We start from the raw sequence: 22,855 nt of genomic DNA, 5'->3' as shown, positions 1-22,855 counted from the left end.
TCCACCCATGACGTCAGCTTCAAGTACGCGTGACCCCTGGATATGGGGCCTGTCCGCCGCCCTGCTAGCGGCAACCGCTGCGCTTGAACTGGTTGTCCCACTTGGGTATGCGGTCTGGCTGGCGTACTTCCTGGCGATTGGCGTGACGGTGTTCCAGCGCCACGCCGGGCTGCCGCTGGTGGTCGCCGTGGCTGCCTGTGTGTTCCTGGCGGTCGGCTACAACATCGCGCCGGCGAGTACCAATTCAGCTTTCTCATACGTCAACCGCAGCATTGGCGGATTCGCCTTCCTGATGATCGGATTGATCGTCAACCGCGCAATCCAGGCGCGCCGCGAAGCGGCCGAGGCGCTGTGGCTGCAGGAGAGCGAAAACGTCGTGGCGATGAGCCTGCGCGGCGACCTGGGGCCGGAAAAAATCGCCGAGGCGGCGATGACCACCCTGGCCGAGCAGCTGAAAGCGCAGACCGCGGTGATGTACCGCATCGAGAACCATCAGCTGTTGCTGACCGGCGGCGTTGCCCTGCCGGCCACCGTCCCGCAGTCGCTGGGCCTGAACGAAGGGCAGCTGGGCGAGGTGATCCGCGAAGGCAAGGTGCGCCACCTGCAGGAAGGCGAAGGCAGCGTGCTGCAGATCAGCAGCAGCCTGGGCAGCACCCCGTTGCGCGAACGCGTGCTGGCGCCGATCTTCAGCGATGACCAGATCGTGGGCGTGGTGGAACTGGGCCGCATCCGCGCGGGCCGTGCGCCGCAGCTGGACCGTGAGCTGCTGCAGCGCTGCGCCGACACCATCGGCATCGCGCTGCGCGCGGCGGTGTTGCGCGCGCGGCTGGCCGAACTGCTGGAAGAATCCCAGCGCCAGAGCGAAGAGCTGCAGGCCCAGCAGGAAGAGCTACGGGTGGCCAACGAAGAGCTGGAAGAACAGAGCCGCAGCCTGCTGCATTCGCAGACCAATCTGGAGCAGCAGCAGGCCGAGATGGAGCAGACCAACGTGCAGCTGGAAGAGCGCACGCATGAGCTGGAAGGCCAGAAGCAGGCCCTGCTGGTGGCCCAGGCGCAGCTGGTGCGCAATTCCAATGAGCTGTCTGCTGCTTCGCGCTACAAGTCCGAGTTCCTGGCCAACATGTCGCACGAGCTGCGCACCCCGCTCAACAGCTCGCTGATCCTGGCCAAGCTGCTGTCGGACAATCGCGATGGCACGCTCAGCGACGAGCAGGTCAAGTACGCGCAGGCCATCCTGTCGTCTAACAACGACCTGCTGGCACTGATCAACGACATCCTGGACCTGGCCCGCATCGAGGCCGGTCACGTGGAACTGGCCGATGAGATCGTCGTCGTCGAAGGCGCCCTGCAGCGCCTGCGCGAGACCTTCGAGCCGCTGGCGCGGGAGAAAGGCCTGGCGCTGGAGATCGTCGCCGACGCCGGTGCGCCCAGCCAGTTCACCGCCGACAGTCAGCGCCTGCAGCAGATCCTGAAGAACCTGCTGGCCAACGCAGTGAAGTTCACCGAACACGGCACGGTCAGTCTGCAGGTGCAGGCCGCCGGGCGCGATCGCGTGCGTTTCGTGGTGCGCGACAGCGGCATCGGCATTGCCGCCGAACAGCTGGACGCCATCTTCGAGGCCTTCCGCCAGGCAGATGGCAGCACCCGCCGCCGCTACGGTGGCACCGGCCTGGGGCTGTCGATTTCGCGCGACCTGGCCACCCGGATGGGCGGTGACATCCGCGTGGACAGCGAGCCGGGCCGCGGCAGCACCTTCAGCGTGGAACTTCCATTGAGCGGGGCGCCGGAACAGCCCGACGCGCCGGCCACGCTGGGCAGCGCGCATGCGCCGCAGCCGGTGGTCGCCTCGGCAGCGTCACCGTCCCCGGCTCGCGCAGGGTCCAATGCCGGCTCGCCGGCGGTGCGCAGCGAAGCGGTTGCGCCATCGTTGGGCGCCTGGAAGACGGCCGTGGCCCATGGCGCCAGCGCCCAGCGCAGCGAGCGCCTGATCCTGGCAGTGGAAGATGATGCCGCGTTCGCCGAAGCGCTGGTCGCGCTGGCACGCGAACTCGATTTCGACTGCGTGGTGGCCACCACCGCTGAGGAAGCCTTGTCGCTGGCGCGCGAGCTGCGCCCCAGCGGCGTGCTGCTGGACATCGGCCTGCCCGATGTGTCCGGCCTGAGCGTGCTCGAACGCCTGAAGCGTGATCCGCTGACCCGCCACATCCCCGTGCACGTGGTATCGGGCATGGAGCGCAGCCAGCTGGCGATGGAGCTGGGCGCCATCGGTTACGTGATCAAGCCGGCCACCCGTGAGCGATTGGTCGAGGCGATCCAGCACCTGGAAAAAACCAGCCAGCGCGACGTGCGCCGCCTGCTGATCGTCGAAGATGACACCGAACTGCGCGGCAACCTGGAACTGCTGCTGGGCCGGGAACAGCTGGAAATCACTGCCGTGGGCACCCTCGCCGAGGCGGTGCAACAGCTCAGCAGCGCGACCTTCGACTGCATGGTGACCGACCTGGCGCTGCCCGATGGCAGCGGTTACGACCTGCTGGAGTTCATGGCCGGCAGCGAGGACGTCAGCTTCCCGCCGGTGATCGTCTATACCGGCCGCGCGCTGGGCCGCGAAGAAGAACAGCGCCTGCGCCGCTATTCCAAGAGCATCATCATCAAGGGCGCACGGTCGCCCGAGCGCCTGCTCGATGAAGTCACCCTGTTCCTGCACAGCGTGGAAGCCAACCTGCCCAGCGACCAGCAGCGCCTGCTGCGCGAAGCGCGGCGCCGCGATTCGGTGCTGGATGGGCGCACCGTGCTGCTGGCCGAAGACGATGTGCGCAACATCTTCGCCCTGTCCAGCGTGCTCGAGCCGCTGGGGGTGAAACTCGAAATCGCCCGCAACGGTCGCGAAGCCGTCGATCGCCTGGCCAGCATGGAAGTGGACCTGGTGTTGATGGACATCATGATGCCGGAGATGGACGGCCTGACCGCGATGCGTGAGATCCGCAGCCAGCGCCAGCACAAGGACCTGCCGATCATCGCGCTGACCGCCAAGGCCATGCCCGACGACCGCGAGCGTTGCCTGCAGGCCGGCGCCAACGATTACATCGCCAAGCCCATCGATGTCGACAAGCTGGTGTCGCTGTGCCGGGTATGGTGTTCGCGGCAATGAACGAGCAGGAGCTGTTCGACCTGGAGCTGAAGGTCCTGGTGGAGGCGATCTACCAGCGCTACCACTACGATTTCCGCAATTATGCGGTGTCTTCGCTACGGCGTCGGATGCACCAGGCGATGCAGCGTTACGACTGCGCACGCCTGTCGGACCTGCAGCACCGGTTGCTGCACGAGCCCGAACTGTTCACCCAGGCCATGCAGTTCTTCACCGTGCAGGTGTCGGAGATGTTCCGTGACCCGTCCTACTTCCTGGCGCTGCGCGAGCACGCCGTGCCGGTGCTGAAGACCTATCCGTCGATCAAGCTGTGGGTGGCCGGCTGCAGCACCGGCGAGGAAGTCTGGTCGTTGGCGATCCTGCTGCAGGAAGAGGGGCTGCTGGACCGGAGCATCATCTACGCCACCGACATCAATCCGGCCGCGCTGGCAGCGGCCGAATCGGGCACCTACGGCATCGACCGCATCGCCCAGTTCAGCCGCAACTACCTGCAGGCGGGCGGCCAGGGGTCGCTGTCGGACTACTACACCACCGGCTACGACGGGGCGGTGTTCGATCGTCGGCTGCGTCGCAACGTGGTATTCGCCGACCACAGTCTGGCCACCGATACCGTGTTCTCCGAAGTGCACCTGGTGTCCTGCCGCAACGTGCTGATCTACTTCAACCGGCCGCTGCAGGACCGCGCCGTCGGCCTGTTCCGCGAAGCCCTGGTCCATCGTGGATTCCTGGGCCTGGGCAGCAAGGAATCGCTGCAGTTCGGCGAGCACGGCAATGCCTTTGAAGCCGCTGCGCGCGAACAGCGCCTGTACCGGAAGGCGGCCTGATGGACGGTCCGGTCCCGCGCCTGTTGGTGATCGGTGCCTCGGCAGGCGGCGTTTCGGCGCTGCAGCGCGTGCTGGGTGCGTTGCCGGCGGCGCTGCCGTGCCCGGCGCTGGTAGTGCTGCACATACCGCGTGACCGGCCCAGCCGCATCGCCGAACTGCTCGATCCGGGCTCGGCGCTGCGGGTGCGCGAGGCCGAGGACAAGCAGCCGCTGGAGGTGGGCACGGTGACCTTCGCGCCGCCGGACTACCACATGCTGGTCGAAGACGAGGGCTCCATCGCGCTGTCTCTGGATGAGGCCGTGCTGTTCTCACGCCCGGCCATCGACCCGTTGTTCGAATCGGCCGCGGCGGTGTTTGGCGCTGATGTACTGGCGATCCTGCTGACCGGGGCCAGCAGCGATGGCAGCGAAGGCGTGGCTGCCGTGCGCCAGGCCGGTGGCCAAGCCTGGCTGCAATGTCCCGAAGATGCCGAGGCGCCGATGATGCCTGCCTCGGCCCTGCAGCGTGCGGGTGCCGATGCGGTGCTCACGCTGGATGAACTATGCGAATGCCTGAAGGAATTGAAATGAACCTGCTTGCTCCTGCGCCTGTGGAAGACGCGGCGCCGGTCAACATACTGATCGTCGATGACGTGCCGCAGAACCTGGTGGCGATGGAAGCGCTGTTGCGCCGTGATGGCCTGCGCATCCTCTGCGCGGGCTCCGGCAACGAGGCGCTGGAACTGCTGCTTGAACACGAAGTGGCGCTGGCCCTGCTGGATGTGCAGATGCCGGAGATGGATGGCTTCGCGCTGGCCGAACTGATGCGCGGTTCGGCGCGCAGCCGCGACGTGCCGATCATCTTCCTGACCGCTTCGCCGCAGGATCCGGTGCGCGCCTTCAAGGGCTATGAAAGCGGTGCGGTGGACTTCCTGCACAAGCCGATCGAGCCGCAGATCATCCTCGGCAAGCTCGGCGTGTTCATCGAGCTCTACCAGCAGAAGCGCCTGTTGAAGTCGCGCAACGAAGCGCTGGAGCGCGCGCTGACGCTCAACGAAACCATGATGGCGGTGCTGACGCACGACCTGCGCACGCCGCTGTCGGCGATCCTGCTGTGTGCAGACAAACTGTCGCTGGACATTCCGGCCGATGCCAGCGCGCAGCAGACCCTGCACCACCTGGAAGCCAGCACGCTGCGGATGGCGCGCATGGTCGACCAGCTGCTCGATTTCTCGCGCATCCGCTCCGGCGGGCTGCGCCTGGAGCGCACCCCGTGCAATGCGGCCACCGTGATCGATGCGGTGGTGCAGGAAGTGGAGCAGGGCAATGCCACTGCTGCGATCGAAGTGGTCGCGCTGGGTGATGCGCGCATGCAGGGCGACCCGGACCGGCTGGCCCAGGTGGCCTCCAACCTGATCGGCAACGCATTGCTGCACGGCGGGCAGGCGCCCATCCAGGTGCATGTGGATGGCGAGGACCCCGCCCAGGTGGTGCTGCGCGTGCGCAACCGCGGGCAGATCGGTGAAAGCCTGCTGCCGCGTCTGTTCGAGCCCTTCAAGGCCAGCTTCCATGCCAGCAAGGGGCTGGGCCTGGGGCTGTTCATCGCCGACCAGTTCGTACGCGCACACGGCGGAAAGCTGCAGGCACGCAATGAAGCGCAGGACGTGGTGTTCGAAGCCCATTTGCCGCGCCGGGCCTGACCCGGCCGGCATTGCGCGGCCGCGATGGCGGCGGCAGACTGCTGGTATGAACGCGCCGCGCTTCCATGTCCGCAGTTATGGCGACGCCTGCGGTGGCGATCGCCACGATTACGCGCAGTGGGTGTTGCCGCTGCATGGCGAACTGCAGTTCGAACTGGACGGACACGGTGCGCGGCTGGATGCCCTGCAGGGCGTCTTCGTGGCACCCGGCGAATCCCATGACCAGGTCGGGCGGGGCGTCAACCAGCACCTGATCATCGACTGCGACGCGTCCTGGTTCGATGGCCCCACCCTGGAACACCTGCGCGGGCAGCGCTGGTTGTCGCTGCCACAGGCACTGCGCGCATCGTTGCAGGCGCTGCCGGCCGGGAGCCGCGGCGAGGACTTGCTGCCGCTGCTGCTGCAGGCGTTCGCGCCCGATGGCAGCGGTGCACGCCTGCAGGCCCTGTGCGCGCGCATGCAGGCCGCCCCCGCCGAAGCTTGGCCGGTGGAGCGCATGGCGCAGTTGGCAGGGCTCAGTACCAGTCATCTGCACGCCCGCTTCCTGCGCGAACTGGGGCTGCCGCCGCAGGCCTGGCTGAGTGCGCTGCGGTTGCGCTGGGCCCGTCATCTACTGCGCAGCACCCAACTGCCGATCAGCACGGTCGCCCAGCTGGCCGGTTACTCTGAGCAGAGCGCGCTGACCCGTGCACTGCGCCGCGAGACCGGGCGGACCCCGGCGATGTGGCGAAGCCAGCCATCGTAGGCCGGGTCAAGACGCGCGTCGCCGGAGCGCACTAGACTTCGCGCCTGTCAGCTGCAGGTGTGTGCGATGAATCGTTCGATGGGCGTGGGGATCGGCAACGGCGTGATGGCCGGTGCGCTGTGGGGTGTGGTGTTCCTGGCGCCTGCGGTGCTGCTGGCGTTTGATGCCCTGCAACTGTCGGCCGGGCGCTACCTCATCTACGGGCTGGTCGCGCTGTTGCTGCTGGCGCCGCGCTGGAAGCGGCTGGCACCGCAGCTCGGCATGGCCGAGTCGCGCGGACTGGTGTGGCTGAGCCTGGCCGGCAACCTGGTGTATTTCCTGCTTTTGGCCACGGCGGTGCAGTGGGCTGGCGGTGCCGCTGCTTCGCTGATCGTCGGGCTCATTCCGGTGGTGGTGACCTTGGTGGCGGTGCGCGAAGAGGGCGCGGTGCAGCTGCGCCAGCTGGCGCCCGCGCTGCTGCTGTGCCTGCTTGGCGTGGCACTGGTGGGCTATGAAGCGCTGGTGTCCGAACATGTGCAGACGCCGTGGCGGCAGCGCGTGCTTGGTCTTGTGTGCGCCTTTGGCGCGCTGCTTTCATGGGCGGCGTATTCGGTGGGCAACAGCCGATGGCTGGCGCGCCGTCCCGATCTGTCCGCCCACGATTGGTCGCTGCTGACCGGCGTGGTCACCGGTGCGCTGGCGCTGCTGCTGGTGCCGTCGGCGTTCGTGTTCAACGGGGCGGTGCACGCGCCCGGCCAGTGGAGCCTGTTCTGGGCGGTCAGCGCGGGCGTAGCGGTAGTCGCCTCGCTGCTCGGCAACGCCTGCTGGAACCGCGCCAGCCGCCTGCTGCCGCTGACCCTGACCGGACAGATGATCGTGTTCGAGACCCTTTTCGCGCTGCTATATGGCTTCGTTTGGCAACGCCGCTGGCCGACCGTGCTGGAAACCGTTGCCATCGGCTGCCTGGTGGCGGGCGTGTTGTGGTGCGCGCACGCACACCGTGCACCACCGGCGATTGCTGAACATGCGGGTTGAACCCTAGAGCGGCCTGCTTCGTCTCCGATGCAACCTTTTTCGCCGGCGTTGGCGGCTGATAAAGGTGCGTGATCTTTTGCACTGCAGCACTTGACAGCGGCTTGCCCGGCGGTGTTTTCTAGCGTCATGGTCCTTGCCTCCGCCACCTTCGCCTCGCTCCTCGCCGCTTCCGCGGCAGGCCTGCGCGCGAGCTCCACGGCCGGCACCACCACCATTACCACCATTACCACCACCCGCAGGGTGCGGTCCGTCGTCTTCGCGTAACTCACGAAAACCACGGCCCCGCACCGAACCAGGTGGCGGGGAAACCTTCCACTGGCGCGATGCGGGGCCTCCCACCGAGGTCACCATGTCCATTGCCGCTGCTGCACCGTCCGCCGATTCCGCTCCGCCACGTTCCGCCGCGCAACCGCGCGTGGTGGTGCACAAGTTCGGCGGCACCTCCGTCGCCGATGCCGACTGCTACCGCCACGTCGCGCGACTGCTGCAGGCGCGTCCGGAAGCGCTGCAGGTCACCGTGGTGTCGGCGATGAAGGGCGTGACCGATGCGCTGATCGCGCTGGCGCGGTTGGCCGCGGCCGGCGATGCGCAGTGGCGCGAACACTGGCATGACCTGCGCGCCCGCCATCGCGGCGCGGCGGCGTCGCTGCTCGGCGAACACGCCGGCGCCAGCGTGGAATGGCTCGATGCCCGTTTCGATGAACTCGCCGAACTGCTGGCCGCGCTGGCGGTGATCGGCGGCCTGCCCGAGGAAGTGCTTGATCGCGTGCAGGGCTTGGGTGAAGTCTGTTCGGCGCACCTGCTGGGCCAGCATTTCCTGGCCAGCGGCGAGCCGTGCGCAGTGTTGGATGCACGCGAGGTGCTGGTGGTCGAGCACGGCGAGCTGGGCGTCAACGTCGATTGGGAAACCAGCGCACAGCGCCTGCACGTGTGGCGACAGGCGAACGTGCAGCAGCGCGTCGTGGCCACCGGCTTCATCGCACGCGACCGCCACGATCGCATCACCACCCTCGGCCGCAACGGCAGTGATTACTCCGGGGCTATCTTCGCAGCGCTGTTCAATGCCGACGAGCTGCAGATCTGGACCGACGTCGATGGTGTGCTGTCGGCTGATCCGCGGCTGGTGCCCGAAGCGGTGCAGCTCGAGGCGCTGAGCTATGACGAGGCCTGCGAGCTGGCCTATTTCGGGGCCAAGGTGGTGCACCCACAGACCATGTCCCCGGCCATCCTGCGCGGCCTGCCGATCCTGATCCGCAATACCTTCCAACCCGAGCATCCCGGTACCCGCATCAGTGCGGAGCGCTCGGTGCGTGGACCGATCAAGGGCCTGACCCTGAGCGCGGAACTGGCCGTGCTGAACCTGGAAGGCACCGGCCTGATCGGCGTGCCGGGCACGGCCGAGCGGGTGTTCTCCGCGCTGCGCCAGGCGCATGTGTCGGTGGTGATGATCTCGCAGGGGTCTTCCGAACATTCCATCTGCTGCGTGGTCCGCGGCAACGAATCCGAACGCGGTCGTGACGCGTTGCTGCAGGCCTTCGCGCATGAGCTGGCGGTCGGCCAGGTCCAGCGCGTGCAGTTGCGCGGCGGGGTCAGCGTACTGGCGGCGGTGGGTGACGGCATGGCCGGCCAGCCCGGCGTGGCCGCGCGCCTGTTCGAATCGCTGGGCAGGGCGCAGGTGAACATCCTGGCCATCGCGCAGGGCTCGAGCGAGCGCAATATTTCAGTGGCCGTGGACAGCGGTGATGCCACGCGCGCGCTGCGCGCGGCGCATGCTGGATTCTGGCTGTCACCGCAGACCTTCGCGGTCGGGGTGATCGGGCCGGGCAATGTCGGCGCGGCGCTGCTGGACCAGCTGCAGGCCGCGCAGCCGCAGCTGCTGGGCAAGGCCAACATCGACCTGCGCCTACGCGCGGTGGCGTCCCGGCGCGGCATGCACCTGGCCCCGCGCGCGTTGCAGGGGCCTTGGCGCGCCGCCCTCGCCGATGCAGCGTCGGCCAGTGACCTGGATGCCTTCACCGCGCACCTGTTGTCAGCGCACCTGCCGCATGCGGTGGTCATCGACTGCAGCGGCAGTGCCGAGGTTGCCGGGCGCTACGAAGGCTGGCTGGCGGCCGGCATCCATGTGGTGACGCCGAACAAACAGGCCGGCTCCGGGCCGCTGGCGCGTTACCAGTCGATCCGCGCTGCGGCGGCGGCCAGCGGGGCGCGCTTCCGTTACGAGGCCACCGTCGGCGCCGGCCTGCCGGTGATCACCACGCTGCGCGACCTGGTCGATACCGGCGATGAAGTGCTGTCCATCGAAGGCATCTTCTCCGGCACCCTGGCGTGGCTGTTCAACCGCTTCGACGGCAGCCAGCCGTTCTCCGCATTGGTAGAGCAGGCACGTGGCATGGGCTATACCGAACCGGACCCGCGCGATGACCTGTCCGGCATCGACGTGGCCCGCAAGCTGGTGATCCTGGCGCGCGAAGCCGGGCGCGAGCTGAGCCTGGAACAGGTGCAGGTGGAAAGCCTGGTGCCCGAGGCGCTGCGTGCCGGCAGCGTGGACGACTTCATGCAGCGCCTGGGCGATAACGATGAGGCGCTGCTTCAACGCCTGCAGCAGGCGCGCGAAAGCGGCGCCGTGCTGCGTTACGTCGCCGCGTTGTCAGCGCAGGGCGCATCGGTCGGGCTGGTCGAAGTGCCGGTGGACCATGCCTTTGCCAACCTCAAACTGACCGACAACGTGGTGCAGTTCCGCACCCGGCGCTACTGCGACAACCCGCTGGTGGTGCAAGGGCCGGGCGCGGGTCCGGAAGTCACCGCGGCCGGCGTGTTCGCCGATCTGCTGCGGGTGGCCGCGGGCGAGGGAGCGCGCCTGTGATCGCACGTGCCTTCGCACCGGCCTCGGTGGGCAATGTCGGGGTAGGCTTCGACATCCTTGGCCATGCCATCGCCGGTATCGGTGACACGGTGACGGTGCGCCGCATCGCCGAGCGCGAGGTGTGCATCGAGGCCATCCGCGGGGCCGACGTGCCGTTGCCACGGGAGGCTGCGTTGAACACGGCCGGTGCATCGCTGCTGGCGTTGCAACAAGGGCTGGACCTGCCGTTCGGCTTCGCCGTGGAGATCGACAAGGGCATTCCGCTGGGGTCCGGCATGGGGGGCTCGGCGGCCTCGTGCGTGGCCGCGCTGGTAGCCGCCAATGCACTGTTGGACAGTCCGCTGGACCGGCACGCGCTGTATCGCTTCGCGTTGGAAGGCGAACTGGTGGCCAGCGGCGGCCGCCACGGCGACAACCTGGGACCGATGCTGCTGGGTGGGCTGGTGCTGAGCACCGCCGACCGGCTGGTGCCGATCCCGGTGCCGGCGCAGTGGCACAGCCTGCTGGTGCACCCGGACGCGGTGCTGGAAACGCGCCGCGCGCGCGCCGCGCTGCAGGGCAGCTATGCGTTGGGCGATTTCGTGGCGCAGAGCGCCAACCTGGCGCTGGTACTGGCCGGCTGCCACCAGGGCGACGCCGCGCTGGTGCGCGCGGGCCTGCGCGACGTGCTGATAGAGCCGCGCCGCGCGCCGTTGATCATCGGCTTTGATGTCGCGCGTGATGCCGCGCTGGCGGCCGGGGCAATGGGTGCCAGCATCTCCGGCGCCGGCCCCAGTGTGTTCGCCTGGTTCGAAGACCAGGCCAGTGCCGAAGCCGCTGCAGCGCCGGTGCAGGCGGCCTTCTCTGCGGCCGGCTTCGACAGCCAGGCCTGGGTGTCTTCGCTGGCGGCGCCGGCGGCGGTGCTGCTGTGAACTCTTCTTCCTTACAGGATCGTGCGATGCGCTTTGTCTCTACCCGCGGCCAGTCCCCGGCCGTTTCGTTGAGTGCGGCGATCGCCGCCGGGCTGGCTCCGGATGGCGGCCTGTACGTGCCCGAACAGCTGCCCGCGCCGCGCGAATGGATCGCCACGCCGAGCCTGGCGCAGACCGCCGCGCAGGTGCTGGCACCGTTCTTCGAAGGCGATCCGCTGGCCGACGCGCTGCCGGCGATCTGCGCCGAAGCCTTTGATTTCCCGGTACCGCTGCGTGCCTTGCCGCGTCGCGGTGACCACGTGTTGGAGCTGTTTCATGGACCGACCGCCGCGTTCAAGGATGTCGGTGCGCGCTTCCTCGCCGCCACTCTGGCACGCTTGCGCAATGGCGAGTCGAAGCCGCTGACGATCGTGGTAGCCACCTCCGGTGATACCGGTGCGGCGGTGGCGGCGGCCTTCCACGGCCAGCCGGGTCTGCGCGTGGTGGTGCTGTATCCCGATGGCCGGGTGTCGCCGCGCCAGGCGCACCAGCTGGGCTGCTTCGGCGACAACATCCAGGCCTTCCGCGTTGCCGGTTCGTTCGATGACTGCCAGGCGCTGGTCAAGCAGGCACTCGGCGATGGCGAGCTGCAGGCTATGGTTCCGCTCAGCTCGGCCAACAGCATCAGCCTGGGCCGGTTGCTGCCGCAGATGAGTTACTACGCCCACGCCGCACTCCAGCACCAGCAGGCGGGCAGGGCAGCGCTGAACCTGGTGATCCCGACCGGCAACCTGGGCAACGCGATGGCCGCGATCCTGGCCCGGGGCATCGGCCTGCCGATCGGGAGCATCGCGCTGGCAACCAATGCCAACGACGTGCTGCCGCGCTACTTCGCCGGCGCTGACTACCAACCCGCCCACAGCGTGGCCACCACCGCCAACGCCATGGATGTGGGCACGCCGAGCAACTTCGAACGGCTGCGCTGGCTGTTCAACGGCGATGACGCGGCGTTGCGCCAGGCCTTCACCGCGGAGGCGGTGGATGACGTGGCGATCCGCGCGACCATCGCCAGCGCGCATGCCGGTAGTGGCGAAGTGTTCTGCCCGCATACCGCCACTGCGGTCACGGTGCTCAACGCGCTGCGCGCCAAGGGAGCCAAGGGGGACTGGGCGGTGGTGGCCACCGCACACCCGGCCAAGTTCGAATCAGTGGTGGAGCCGTTGATCGGCGAGGCGCTGCCCGTGCCGCCGACGCTGGGCGCGCTGCTGCGCAGGCCAGCACATGCCGAGCCGCTGGCAGCCGACTATGCAGCATTCCGTACGGTGCTGCAGGCCGGCTTCCCGATGCCGGAACGAGAAGCCGCCGAGCATGGCTCGGCGCTACCAGAACATGGTGCCGGTGCACGGTAGCGCCGACCCACGGTCGGCCAGCGCCCAGACCACCACATGGCGCCGGAGTGCGGTAGCGCCGACCCATGGTCGGCGAGCGCGCAGCGCGGCCGGTGTCCGGCTGCACCCCAGCTGCCGCCCGCGTGGAGCCCCTTACCCGGTTGCCAGCGTCCGCAGCGCCGGTTCGTCCAGCAGCTCCACCACGTTCAGGTGGGGCAGGGCGATCAACGCCTGCTGGCGCAAGCGGGTGAAGGTGCGGCTGACCGTTTCCATGGTCAGCCCGAGATGGTCGGCAATGTCACCGCGGCCCATCGGCAGGGTAACCCGCAGGGGGTCACCGCCCAGCCGCGCTTCGCGCTCGGCCAGGCGCAGCAGGAAGTCGGCCACTTTTTCGGTGGGTTGCAGGCGGGCCAGCGACAATGCGGCATCCTGCGCGTCATCCAGCGCCTGGCAGGCACGCTGCAGCAGCTTGCGTTCCAGGTGCGGGTAGCGGCTGCGCAGCTCGCGCATGTGCGCCACCGATACCCGGCAGACCCGGCTGTCGGCGATGGCTTCCACGTCGTGGCGATGATGGTCGCTGCTGCTCAAGCCCAGGTAATCGCCGGGCAGCACGAAGCCGGTGATCTGGCGGCGGCCATCGGACAGCGTGCGCACCAGCCGCAATGCGCCGTGGGTCAAGGTGTAGACATGCTGGCGCGGCTCACCACTGCGCGCCAGGGTCGCGCCCATGGCGACCTGTTGGGACACGGTCACCGCTTCCAGTGCCTGCCCTTCTTCGGGCGACAGCGCCGAACACACGGCAAGGTGGCGCACCGAACAGTGGGTGCAGTCCAGCGTGGTACAGCCGGCGGGGGCGGGATCAGGACGCGACATGGCGTGGGGACGAGGCGCGCAGCAAGGGAAGTGCTCATGATACGCCATGCGCCCCCGTTGGCCTGGCGCGGGCGCGGCAGGCGGCGCAACCGCTACAATAACCGCCCTTGTCCTTCCCCCCCCGTTTTTCGCAGGAGCCCCACGTGATCAAGCCCCGTACCCCGCCCGGCATCATGGAACTGCTGCCGCGCGAGCAGATTGCGTTCCAGCGCATGCTGGACGTCATCCGCCGCAACTACGAGCGGTTCGGGTTCCTGCCGGTGGAAACCCCGGTGTTCGAGCTGTCCGATGTGCTGCTGACCAAATCCGGCGGCGAGACCGAGCGCCAGGTGTATTTCGTGCAGTCCACCGGTGCGTTGGCCAATGCCGCGCAGGCCGGTGATACCTCCCTGCCGGAACTGGCGCTGCGCTTCGACCTGACCGTGCCGCTGGCGCGTTACGTGGCCGAACACGAGCACGAGCTGACCTTCCCGTTCCGTCGTTACCAGATGCAGCGCGTCTACCGTGGCGAGCGCGCCCAGCGCGGCCGCTTCCGTGAGTTCTACCAGTGCGATATCGATGTGATCGGCAAGGATGCGCTGAGCATTCGTTACGACGCCGAAGTACTGGCGGTGATCCACGCGGTGTTCTCGGAACTGCGCATCGGTGATTTCGCCGTCCAGCTGAACAACCGCAAGCTGCTGCGTGGTTTCTTCGAAACCCTCGGCGTGGCCGAAGGCGAGCGCCAGCTGGCGGTGCTGCGCGAAGTGGACAAGCTGGACAAGCGCGGCCCCGACTACGTGCGCGAAACGCTGGTGGGCGAAGGCTTTGGGATCCCGGCCGAGCAGGTTGAGCGGATCCTGGCCTTCGTCGCGGTCCGCTCCAGCAGCCATGCCGACGCGTTGGCGCAGCTGGATGCGCTGTTGGCTGATCCGGCCGCCAGCGAGACGCTGAGGGTGGGCGTGGCCGAGCTGCGCGAAGTGTTGCAGCTGGTCAAGGCGCTGGGCGTGCCGGAAACCGCGTACTGCCTGAATTTCTCCATCGCGCGCGGCCTGGATTACTACACCGGCACCGTGTACGAAACCACGCTGACCGACCACCCGCAGATCGGTTCGATCTGCTCCGGTGGCCGTTACGAAGACCTGGCCAGCCACTACAGCAAGTCCAAGCTGCCGGGCGTGGGCATTTCCATCGGCCTGACCCGTCTGTTCTGGCAGCTGCGCGAAGCCGGCCTGATCGCCGGGATCGAAGACAGCAGCGTGCACGCGCTGGTCGCGCTGATGGACGAGGCCAGCCTGCCGCAGTCGCTGGACATCGCCCGCCGCCTGCGCGCCGGTGGCATCAACGCCGAAGTCCAGATGGAGCCGAAGAAGATCGGCAAGCAGTTCCAGTACGCGGCCAAGGCCGGGATCCGCTTCGTTGTGCTGGCGGGCGAGGATGAGCTGGCCCGTGGCGTGGTGGCGGTGAAGGACCTGTTGCGGGAGCAGCAGTTCGAGGTCTCCCGCGAGGACCTGGCCAGCACCCTGCAGGTGGAACTGGAGCAGGCCAAGGTCATGCCGTGAGGCGGTTGGGGGCGGCGGCAATGTTGCTGCTCCTGCTGACCGCGTGCCGGACCGATCCTGCGCTGCATGGCCAGCGCATCGGGCCGGGCCAGTACCAGCTGACGGCCGACCGCTGCCACGTGTTCGACCGGGAGCAGCTGCAGCGTGACCTGCGCGGGTTGGCCGCGCAGAAGTGCCCGGACGGGGCAGGGGAGCTGGAGGCCATCCAGTCCGTCCCGAGCCGCCAGGGCAGCCTGTTCGGCGAATGCCTGCGCAGCGGCGCCCTCCGCGCCGAGGTAAGGTGCCGTTAGATAGGTAACGACCGTTCGTCGGTACGCACTTGACCACCCGATACCAATACAAACGCCCGCTCAGCGGGCGTTTTTCGTTTCCGTCCCCGAATCAACCGGCCCCAGCAGCAGCCCGGTTTGACCCTGCACCACGGTTTGCGCTAATGTAATAGCACGCTATTACATTGATACGATGAAACTACGCCCTGCTCCCCGAGAAAAAGACGCCCAGGCCGATCTGGCCTGCCTGGCTGCGGCCCTCGCCGCGCTGTCCAGCGCCGAACAGGTCACCGCGTTCCTGCGCGACCTGTGCACGCCGGCCGAGCTGGAGGCGCTGTCGGACCGCTGGAAGGTGGTGCCGCTGCTGCAGCAGGGCGTGCCGTATCGCGAAATCCATGAACTGACCGGCGTCAGCGTTACCACCACCGGGCGCGTGGCGCGTTCGCTGGAGCATGGCCACGGCGGCTATGCCGCCGCCATTGCTGTCATTGCCACGCCTTCGTTTCCCGAATCCAAGTAAGAGAGCCTCCCCCCATGAGTGCAACCCAGAACGCCCCGGCCCGTGACCGCCTGCGGATCGCCATTCAGAAGAACGGGCGGCTGGCCGAGCCGGCGCGCAGCCTGCTCACGGCCTGCGGACTGAGCTGGCGGCAGAGCCGCGACAAGCTGTTCTGCTACGGCGAATCGCTGCCGGTGGACCTGCTGCTGGTCCGCGACGACGACATCCCGGGGCTGATCGCCGATGGTGTCTGCGACTTCGGCATCGTAGGCCGCAACGAGCTGGACGAGCAGGGTGCTGCCCGCCGCCGGATCGGCCTGCCGGACGCCTACCAGGCGCTGCGTGGCCTGAATTTCGGGCAGTGCCGGTTGATGCTGGCGGTGCCCGAGGAATGGCAATGGACCGGCGTTGAGCAGCTGGCCGGCAAGCGCATCGCCACCAGCTACCCGGCGATCCTGGCCGACTGGCTGGCCGCGCGCGGCGTGGATGCGCAGGTAGTGGAGCTGTCCGGCTCGGTGGAAATCGCGCCGCGTCTGGGCACCGCCGACCTGATCTGCGATCTGGTATCCAGCGGCGCCACGCTGGCCGCCAACCAGCTCAAGCCGGTGGAAACGCTGCTGGAAAGCGAAGCGGTGCTGGCCGGCCCGGTAAGAACCCCCGACGACGCCCGCGCCGGCCTGATGGCGATGCTGCTGCGGCGGCTGGATGGCGTGGTCAAGGTGCGCGACAGCAAGCTGCTGATGTTCCGCGCCGCGCTGGACCGCGTGTCCGAACTGACCCGCCTGCTGCCCGATGCCGACCCGCTGGTGCAGCTTCCCGACGACGGCGGGCACCTGCGTCTGCAGACCATGTGCCACGGCGCTTTGACCTGGCAGCGGTTGGAAGACCTGGAGCGCGCAGGCGCCCAGGGCCTGATGGTATTGAGCGTGGAGCGGTCGCTGGCATGAACCGTCTGAACTGGTCGGAACTCAATGAACTGGCCCGCGCCGAGGCCTTGCAGCGCCCCGTGCAGGCCGTCGCCGCGCAGACCCGCGAAGCGGTAGCCGCGTTGATCGCGCAGGTACGTGCCGACGGCGATGAGGCCCTGCGTGGGATCACCGCCCGCTTTGATCGGGTGCAGCTGGATGACATCGAAGTGACCGCCGCCGAGTTCGACGCAGCCGAGCAGGCCGTGGCCGCCGAGCTGCGCGCGGCGATGGAAGAAGCCGCCGCGCGCATCCGGCGTTTCCACGAAGCCGGCATGAGCCAGGGCTATGCGGTGGAAACCGCGCCGGGCGTGCACTGCGAGCGGATGATCCGGCCGATTGGCCGGGTCGGTCTATATGTGCCGGCGGGCAGCGCGCCGCTGCCGTCCACCGCACTGATGCTGGGCGTGCCAGCGGCGTTGGCTGGCTGCCCGCAGGTGGTGCTGTGCACGCCGCCGCGCGCCGATGGCAGTGCCGACCCCGCTGTCCTGGTGGCCGCGCGCCTGACCGGCGTGCAGCGCGTGTTCAAGCTGGGCGGCGCGCAGGCCATTGCCGCGATGGCCTATGGCACGGCCAGCGTACCGGCCTGCGACAAGCTGTTCGGCCCGGGCAACTCCTTCGTGACCGAAGCCAAACAGCAAGTGGCGCAGGACGGCATGGTGGCCATCGACATGCCGGCCGGTCCGTCTGAGGTGCTGGTGATCGCCGATGCCGGCGCCAACCCCGCCTTCGTTGCCGCCGATCTGCTGTCCCAGGCCGAACACGGCCCGGATTCGCAGGTGCTGATGCTGACCGACGATGCCGCGATGTTGCAGGCGGTGGAAGCCGAAGTGGAGCGCCAGGTGGCGCTGTTGCCGCGCGAAACCATCGCACGCCAGGCACTGGGCGCGTCCCGGCTGATCCAGGTGGAGCGCCTGCAGGACGCCTTCGATATCAGCAACCGCTATGCACCGGAACACCTGATCCTGGCGCTGCGCGAACCGCGCGCCTGGCTGGGCCAGGTGCAGGCGGCCGGTTCGGTGTTCCTCGGCGATTACACCCCCGAAGCGCTCGGTGACTACTGCAGCGGCACCAACCACGTGCTGCCCACCGCCGGCGCGGCGCGGGCCTGGAGCGGGGTCAGCGTGGCCAGCTTCCAGAACACCATAAGCGTGCAGAGCGCCAGCGCCGAGGGCATCGCCGCCATCGGCGGATGTGCGCGCATCCTGGCCAGCGCCGAAGGCCTGGACGCGCACGAACGTGCGGTTGCGCTGCGCATGGAGGTGGTGGCATGAGCGCGAGCGTGCAGGACGTGCTGGCGCTGCTGCGACCGGACCTGCAGTCCTTCGCCGGCTACAGCTCGGCGCGCAGCACGGCGCTGCAGGGGGATGTGTGGCTGAACGCCAATGAATCGGCATGGGCCAATCCGGCCGATGCCACTGGCAGCAGCCGGCGCTATCCGGATCCGCAGCCGCCGGCGTTGCTGCAGGCCCTGGCCGGGTTGTACGGCGTGACGCCGCAACAGGTGCTGGTCGGGCGCGGCAGCGATGAAGCCATCGATCTGCTGGTGCGCGCTTTCTGCCGCCCTGGCGTGGATGCGGTGCTGGCCACGCCGCCGGTGTTCGGCATGTACGCGGTCTGCGCGCGGCTGCAGGGCGCACCGCTGCTGGAGGTCCCGCTGGTGGAGGGCCCCGCCGGCCTGCAGGTCGACAGCGATGCGGTGATCGCCGCCGCATGCGGGCAGGGTGCGCGGCTGGTGTTCCTGTGTTCGCCATCCAACCCGGCAGGCAGTGAGATCAGCAGCGCGGACATCATCCGCACCGCGCAGGCGCTGCAGGGCCGGGCCATCGTAGTGGTGGATGAGGCCTACATCGAATACAGCAGCCAGTGCTCGGCAACAACGTTGTTGGCCGAACATCCCAATCTTGCCGTGCTGCGCACGCTGTCCAAGGCGCACGCGCTGGCCGCCGCGCGCGTGGGAAGCCTGATCGCCGCGCCGGAAATCATCGCCGCGCTGCGCCGTTGCCAGGCGCCGTATCCGGTGCCGCAGCCGTGTGCCGAACTGGCACTGGCGGCACTGCAGCCGGCCGCGCTGGCCGCCACCCGCGCCCGCATCGACGAGGTGGTGCAGGAGCGTGCGCGACTGTCCAACGCCCTGACGGCCGTGGCCGGCGTGCGCCAGGTGTATCCTTCGGCCGGCAACTACCTGCTGGTCCGCTTCGACGACGCGCAGGGTGCGTTCGACGCGCTGCTGGCCGCAGGCGTGGTGGTGCGTGACCAGCGCGCCGCGCCGCAGCTCGGCGATGCGCTGCGCATCAGCATCGGCAGCACCGAAGAAAACCAACGCGTGCTTGCCGCGCTCTCGGCCTGGAGGGCCGCTGCATGACCCCCATCCTGTTCATCGACCGCGACGGCACCCTGATCGAAGAGCCCGCCGACCACCAGATCGACGCGTATGAAAAACTGCGCTTCGTGCGCGATGTCATTCCCGCGCTGATCAAGCTGCGTGACGCGGGCTGGCAGTTCGTCATCGTCAGCAACCAGGACGGCCTGGGCAGCGAGAGCTACCCGCAGGCGATCTTCGATGCACCGCACGCGCTGATGATGCATGTGTTCGAAAGCCAGGGCATCGTGTTCCGTGACGTGCTGATCGACGCCAGCTGGCCGCACGAGAACCTGCCCACGCGCAAGCCGGGTATCGGGCTGATGACCGCCTACCTGCAGGACCGCAGCATCGACTGGGCGCGTTCGGCGATGGTGGGCGACCGCCTGACCGACATCCAGTTCGCGCAGAACCTCAACATCCGCGGCTTCCAGCTGCGTACCGAAGAGTTCGGCGGTGACTGGGACTGGCCGGCCATCGCCCACGCGCTGGCCGATGCGCCGCGCACCGCGGTGGTACAGCGCAACACCAAGGAAACCCGCATCCGTGTCGAACTGGACCTTGATGCCCAGGCCGAACCACGGATCCACACCGGCCTGCCGTTCTTCGACCACATGCTGGAGCAGATCGGCAAGCACGGTGGCATCTCCGTGCGCATCCAGGCCGAGGGTGACCTGCACATCGACGAACACCACACCATCGAAGACACCGGGCTGGCGCTGGGCCAGGCGCTGCGTGAAGCGCTGGGTGACAAGCGCGGCATCGGCCGCTACGGCTTCACCCTGCCGATGGATGAGACGCTGGCCAGCGCCGCGCTGGATTTCAGCGGACGTCCGTACTTCGTGTTCGATGGCGAATTCAAGCGCGAGCGCGTCGGCGACCTGCCCACTGAGCTGGTGCCGCACTTCTTCCGCTCGCTGTGCGACGCGGCCGGGCTGAACCTGAACCTGCAGGTGCGCGGTGACAACGACCACCACAAGGTGGAAGCCTGCTTCAAGGCGCTGGCCCGCGCGCTGCGCACTGCCGTGGCGCGGCAGGGCACCGAGCTGCCCAGCACCAAGGGGGCGCTGTGACCGAAGTTGCCTTGATCGATGCCGGCGGTGCCAACCTCGGTTCGGTGCGCTACGCGCTGGAGCGGCTGGGCGCGCAGGTCCGGCTGGTGCGCGATGCCGACGGACTGCGCGACGCGCGGCGGGTGATCCTGCCCGGCGTCGGTGCGGCGGTGCCGGCCATGCAGCGCCTGCATGCGCAGGGCCTGTTCGAGCCGCTGCGCCAGCTGGAAGTACCGCTGCTCGGTATCTGCCTGGGCATGCAGCTGCTGTTCGAGCGATCCGAAGAAGGCGGTGGCGTGCAGACGCTGGGGCTGATTCCCGGCACCGTGCGCAAGCTCGTACCGGCCACCGGCATCCGCGTGCCGCACATGGGCTGGAACCGCCTGTTGCCGCTGCGCGGGTCGCCGCTGCTGCGCGATATCCCCGAACGCGCCAGCGCCTATTTCGTGCATAGCTACGCCGCCCCGTTGAACGCGCACACCGTGGCCGCCTGCGACCATGGCGGGCTGTTCAGTGCGGTGGTCGAACATGGCCGCTACTTCGGTGCGCAGTACCACCCCGAACGCTCCGGTGACACCGGCGCCTTGCTGTTGCGCAACTTCCTGCAGGACACCGCCGAATGAGTTTCATCGTCTATCCCGCCCTTGATATCCGCGAAGGCCGCGTGGTGCGCCTGCGCCAGGGCGACTATGCCCAGGAAACCCGCTACGGCGACGATCCGCTGCCGCGCGCGCAGGCCTTCGCCGGGCAGGGCGCACAGTGGATGCACCTGGTCGACCTGGATGCCGCCCGTGCCGGCGGCTATACGCTGGCGCCGCTGCTGGCGCAGATCCGCCAGCAGGCGGGCCTGCACGTGCAGACCGGCGGCGGCGTGCGCGGTTGCGCGGACGTCGAGCGCATCCTGCAGGCCGGTGCCAGCCGGGTCGTGGTCGGATCGCTGGCCGTGCGCGAGCCGGAGGCGGTGATCGGCTGGCTGGCCGAGTTCGGGCCGGAGCGCATCACCATCGCACTGGACGCGCGCCAGGATGACGACGGCCAGTGGCAGTTGCCGATCCACGGCTGGACCGAGAACGCCGGCGTCACCCTGGATGTCCTGGCCCAGCGCTACGCCGCGGCCGGCATGCGCCACCTGTTGTGCACTGATATTGCCCGCGACGGCATGCTGGCCGGCCCCAACCTCGGTCTGTACCGCCATCTGGCCGGGCTGCTGCCGGGCGTGGCGATCCAGGCCTCCGGCGGCATCCGCGACGTGGCCGACGTGGCTGCCTCGCGCGCTGCCGGCTGCAGCGGCGCAGTGCTTGGCAAGGCGCTGCTGGAGCAGCGGATGGACCTGGCCGAGGCACTGGCATGTTGAGCCGCCGCATCATTCCCTGCCTGGACGTACGCGATGGCCGCGTGGTCAAGGGCGTGCGCTTCCGCGACCACGTGGACATGGGCGATATCGCCGAACTGGCGCTGCGCTACCGCGACCAGGGGGCCGATGAGCTGGTGTTCTATGACATCGGCGCCAGCCCGGATGGCCGCAGCGTGGACGTGGGATGGATCGAGCGCATCGCGCGGCTGATCGACATCCCGTTCTGCGTGGCCGGTGGCATCAGTGACGTGGAAACCGCGCGGCGCGTGCTGCATGCCGGGGCCGACAAGATTTCGATCAACTCGCCCGCGCTGGGCCGCCCGGAGCTGATCACCGAACTGGCCGAAGCGTTCGGCGTGCAGTGCGTCGTGGTGGGCATCGACTCGGTGCGCGAAGCCGATGGCCAGTGGCGCGTGCGCCGCTTCACCGGTGACCCGTCCAAGACCCAGGCCGTCGCCGTGCGTACGCTGGACTGGGTGCGCGAAGTGCAGCAACGCGGCGCGGGTGAGATCGTACTGAACTGCATGGACAGCGATGGCGTGCGCCGCGGCTACGACGTAGAGCAGCTGCGCCATGCGCGTGCGGCCTGCCACGTGCCGCTGATCGCTTCCGGCGGGGCGGGCACCCCCGATCACTTCGCCAAGGTCTTCGACCAGGCCGATGTCGATGGTGCCCTGGCTGCCAGCGTGTTCCACAGCGGCGCCATCGCCATTCCAGAACTGAAGCGCTATCTGCGCGAGCACCAGATCGAGGTACGTGATGTCTATTGAAGTCTTGCCGGGACTGCCGGCGCTGGAACGCCTGGACTGGAGCAAGGGCGATGGCCTGTTGCCGGCGGTGCTGCAGGATGCCGACAGCCTGCAGGTGCTGATGCTGGGCTATGTCAGTGCGGAGTCGCTGCAGGTCACGTTGCAGACCGGACACATGACCTTCTTCAGCCGCAGCAAGCAGCGCCTGTGGACCAAGGGCGAGCAGTCCGGCAACGTGCTGGCGGTGCAGTCGATCGCGGTGGATTGCGATGCCGATACGTTGCTGGTGCGGGCACGCCCGGCCGGGCCGACCTGCCACACCGGGGCGGAGAGCTGCTTCCCGCAGGCGCCGAAGGATTTCATCGGCCAGCTCGACCAGCTGGTGGCCACGCGCGAGGCGCAGCGCCCGGCCGGCAGTTACACCACCTCGCTGTTCGACGGTGGCATCCGCCGTATCGCGCAGAAGGTCGGCGAGGAAGGCGTGGAGACTGCGCTGGCCGCGGTGGTGCAGGGCGACGACGACCTGCTGGGCGAAGCCTCCGACCTGGTGTTCCACCTGCTGGTGCTGCTGCGCGCGCGCGGGCTGGGCCTGCAGGACGTGCGCACGCTGCTGGAATCACGCCACCGCTGAACCGGGCGGT

Annotated in this window: 20 protein-coding genes and 1 pseudogene; 20 read left to right on the top strand and 1 reads right to left on the bottom strand. The window is 68.5% G+C overall.

The genetic code is table 11. From position 1 onward, the window contains the following. Positions 1–7: 7 nt before the first annotated feature. From IFT63_RS07575 to thrC, 9 genes and pseudogenes are all read left to right on the top strand, one after another. Positions 8–3,151 carry a response regulator gene (locus tag IFT63_RS07575; RefSeq protein WP_192083717.1) on the top strand — a complete coding sequence of 1,048 codons (3,144 nt, stop codon included), beginning with the start codon at positions 8–10 and terminating at the stop codon, positions 3,149–3,151. Then, positions 3,148–3,972: a protein-glutamate O-methyltransferase CheR gene (locus IFT63_RS07570; protein WP_192083716.1), complete on the top strand. Its 825-nt coding sequence runs from the start codon at positions 3,148–3,150 to the stop codon at positions 3,970–3,972. Before IFT63_RS07575 ends, IFT63_RS07570 begins: the two co-directional genes overlap by 4 nt. Continuing rightward, positions 3,972–4,541: a chemotaxis protein CheB gene (locus tag IFT63_RS07565; RefSeq protein ID WP_042612515.1), complete on the top strand. Its 570-nt coding sequence runs from the start codon at positions 3,972–3,974 to the stop codon at positions 4,539–4,541. Before IFT63_RS07570 ends, IFT63_RS07565 begins: the two co-directional genes overlap by 1 nt. Beyond that, positions 4,538–5,650: a hybrid sensor histidine kinase/response regulator gene (locus IFT63_RS07560; protein WP_042612516.1), complete on the top strand. Its 1,113-nt coding sequence runs from the start codon at positions 4,538–4,540 to the stop codon at positions 5,648–5,650. The genes IFT63_RS07565 and IFT63_RS07560 overlap by 4 nt, the downstream gene beginning before the upstream one ends. A gap of 46 nt (positions 5,651–5,696) precedes the next feature. Continuing rightward, the gene (locus tag IFT63_RS07555; protein WP_192083715.1) at positions 5,697–6,395 is read left to right on the top strand and encodes an AraC family transcriptional regulator; all 699 of its coding nucleotides are present in this window, start codon (positions 5,697–5,699) and stop codon (positions 6,393–6,395) included. 66 nt (positions 6,396–6,461) lie between these two features. Beyond that, entirely contained in the window at positions 6,462–7,409 is a 948-nt protein-coding gene (locus IFT63_RS07550; RefSeq protein WP_192083714.1) for a DMT family transporter, read from the top strand. 355 nt (positions 7,410–7,764) lie between these two features. Continuing rightward, positions 7,765–10,272, top strand: a complete 2,508-nt coding sequence (gene thrA / locus IFT63_RS07545) for a bifunctional aspartate kinase/homoserine dehydrogenase I (protein WP_342450489.1) — start codon at positions 7,765–7,767, stop codon at positions 10,270–10,272. Then, positions 10,269–11,183, top strand: coding sequence for a homoserine kinase (locus IFT63_RS07540; protein WP_192083712.1), 915 nt, complete (start codon positions 10,269–10,271; stop codon positions 11,181–11,183). The genes thrA and IFT63_RS07540 overlap by 4 nt, the downstream gene beginning before the upstream one ends. 26 nt (positions 11,184–11,209) lie before the next feature. Beyond that, positions 11,210–12,490 (top strand): annotated as a pseudogene (gene thrC / locus IFT63_RS07535) (threonine synthase); the annotation flags it as partial. Between the two features lie 213 nt (positions 12,491–12,703). On the opposite strand, the gene IFT63_RS07530 reads toward thrC, so the two are convergent. Further along, positions 12,704–13,423, bottom strand: coding sequence for a helix-turn-helix domain-containing protein (locus IFT63_RS07530; RefSeq protein ID WP_042612520.1), 720 nt, complete (start codon positions 13,421–13,423; stop codon positions 12,704–12,706). Between the two features lie 143 nt (positions 13,424–13,566). On the opposite strand from IFT63_RS07530, the gene hisS reads away from it, so the two are divergent. The 11 genes from hisS (at position 13,567) to hisIE (ending at position 22,845) form a co-directional block, all read left to right on the top strand. Continuing rightward, on the top strand, positions 13,567–14,964 hold the full coding sequence (gene hisS / locus IFT63_RS07525) for a histidine--tRNA ligase (protein ID WP_192083710.1): 1,398 nt from the start codon (positions 13,567–13,569) through the stop codon (positions 14,962–14,964). Between the two features lie 20 nt (positions 14,965–14,984). Beyond that, positions 14,985–15,254: a hypothetical protein gene (locus tag IFT63_RS07520; RefSeq protein WP_192083709.1), complete on the top strand. Its 270-nt coding sequence runs from the start codon at positions 14,985–14,987 to the stop codon at positions 15,252–15,254. Positions 15,255–15,426: 172 nt separating this feature from the next. Next, on the top strand, positions 15,427–15,753 hold the full coding sequence (locus IFT63_RS07515) for a YerC/YecD family TrpR-related protein (protein ID WP_192083708.1): 327 nt from the start codon (positions 15,427–15,429) through the stop codon (positions 15,751–15,753). 14 nt (positions 15,754–15,767) lie between these two features. Next, positions 15,768–16,679 (top strand): ATP phosphoribosyltransferase, encoded by a 912-nt coding sequence (gene hisG, locus IFT63_RS07510; RefSeq protein ID WP_192083707.1) that lies wholly within the window; start codon positions 15,768–15,770, stop codon positions 16,677–16,679. Further along, positions 16,676–17,971 (top strand): histidinol dehydrogenase, encoded by a 1,296-nt coding sequence (gene hisD, locus IFT63_RS07505; RefSeq protein WP_192083706.1) that lies wholly within the window; start codon positions 16,676–16,678, stop codon positions 17,969–17,971. Before hisG ends, hisD begins: the two co-directional genes overlap by 4 nt. Beyond that, the gene (hisC, locus tag IFT63_RS07500; RefSeq protein WP_042612526.1) at positions 17,968–19,062 is read left to right on the top strand and encodes a histidinol-phosphate transaminase; all 1,095 of its coding nucleotides are present in this window, start codon (positions 17,968–17,970) and stop codon (positions 19,060–19,062) included. The genes hisD and hisC overlap by 4 nt, the downstream gene beginning before the upstream one ends. Continuing rightward, complete coding sequence (gene hisB, locus IFT63_RS07495) at positions 19,059–20,132, top strand: bifunctional histidinol-phosphatase/imidazoleglycerol-phosphate dehydratase HisB (protein WP_192083705.1); 1,074 nt, start codon at positions 19,059–19,061, stop codon at positions 20,130–20,132. Before hisC ends, hisB begins: the two co-directional genes overlap by 4 nt. Next, positions 20,129–20,734, top strand: a complete 606-nt coding sequence (gene hisH / locus IFT63_RS07490) for an imidazole glycerol phosphate synthase subunit HisH (RefSeq protein WP_192083704.1) — start codon at positions 20,129–20,131, stop codon at positions 20,732–20,734. Before hisB ends, hisH begins: the two co-directional genes overlap by 4 nt. Further along, complete coding sequence (hisA, locus tag IFT63_RS07485; RefSeq protein WP_192083703.1) at positions 20,731–21,465, top strand: 1-(5-phosphoribosyl)-5-[(5-phosphoribosylamino)methylideneamino]imidazole-4-carboxamide isomerase; 735 nt, start codon at positions 20,731–20,733, stop codon at positions 21,463–21,465. Before hisH ends, hisA begins: the two co-directional genes overlap by 4 nt. Continuing rightward, entirely contained in the window at positions 21,459–22,235 is a 777-nt protein-coding gene (gene hisF / locus IFT63_RS07480; protein ID WP_192083702.1) for an imidazole glycerol phosphate synthase subunit HisF, read from the top strand. Before hisA ends, hisF begins: the two co-directional genes overlap by 7 nt. Continuing rightward, complete coding sequence (gene hisIE, locus IFT63_RS07475; RefSeq protein ID WP_042612616.1) at positions 22,225–22,845, top strand: bifunctional phosphoribosyl-AMP cyclohydrolase/phosphoribosyl-ATP diphosphatase HisIE; 621 nt, start codon at positions 22,225–22,227, stop codon at positions 22,843–22,845. Before hisF ends, hisIE begins: the two co-directional genes overlap by 11 nt. The last annotated feature ends 10 nt before the right edge of the window (positions 22,846–22,855 follow it).

The sequence above is a fragment of the Stenotrophomonas sp. CFBP 13724 genome (assembly GCF_014841975.1).
Lineage (GTDB): Bacteria > Pseudomonadota > Gammaproteobacteria > Xanthomonadales > Xanthomonadaceae > Stenotrophomonas > Stenotrophomonas lacuserhaii.
This window is presented reverse-complemented; position numbering and strand designations above follow the sequence as displayed.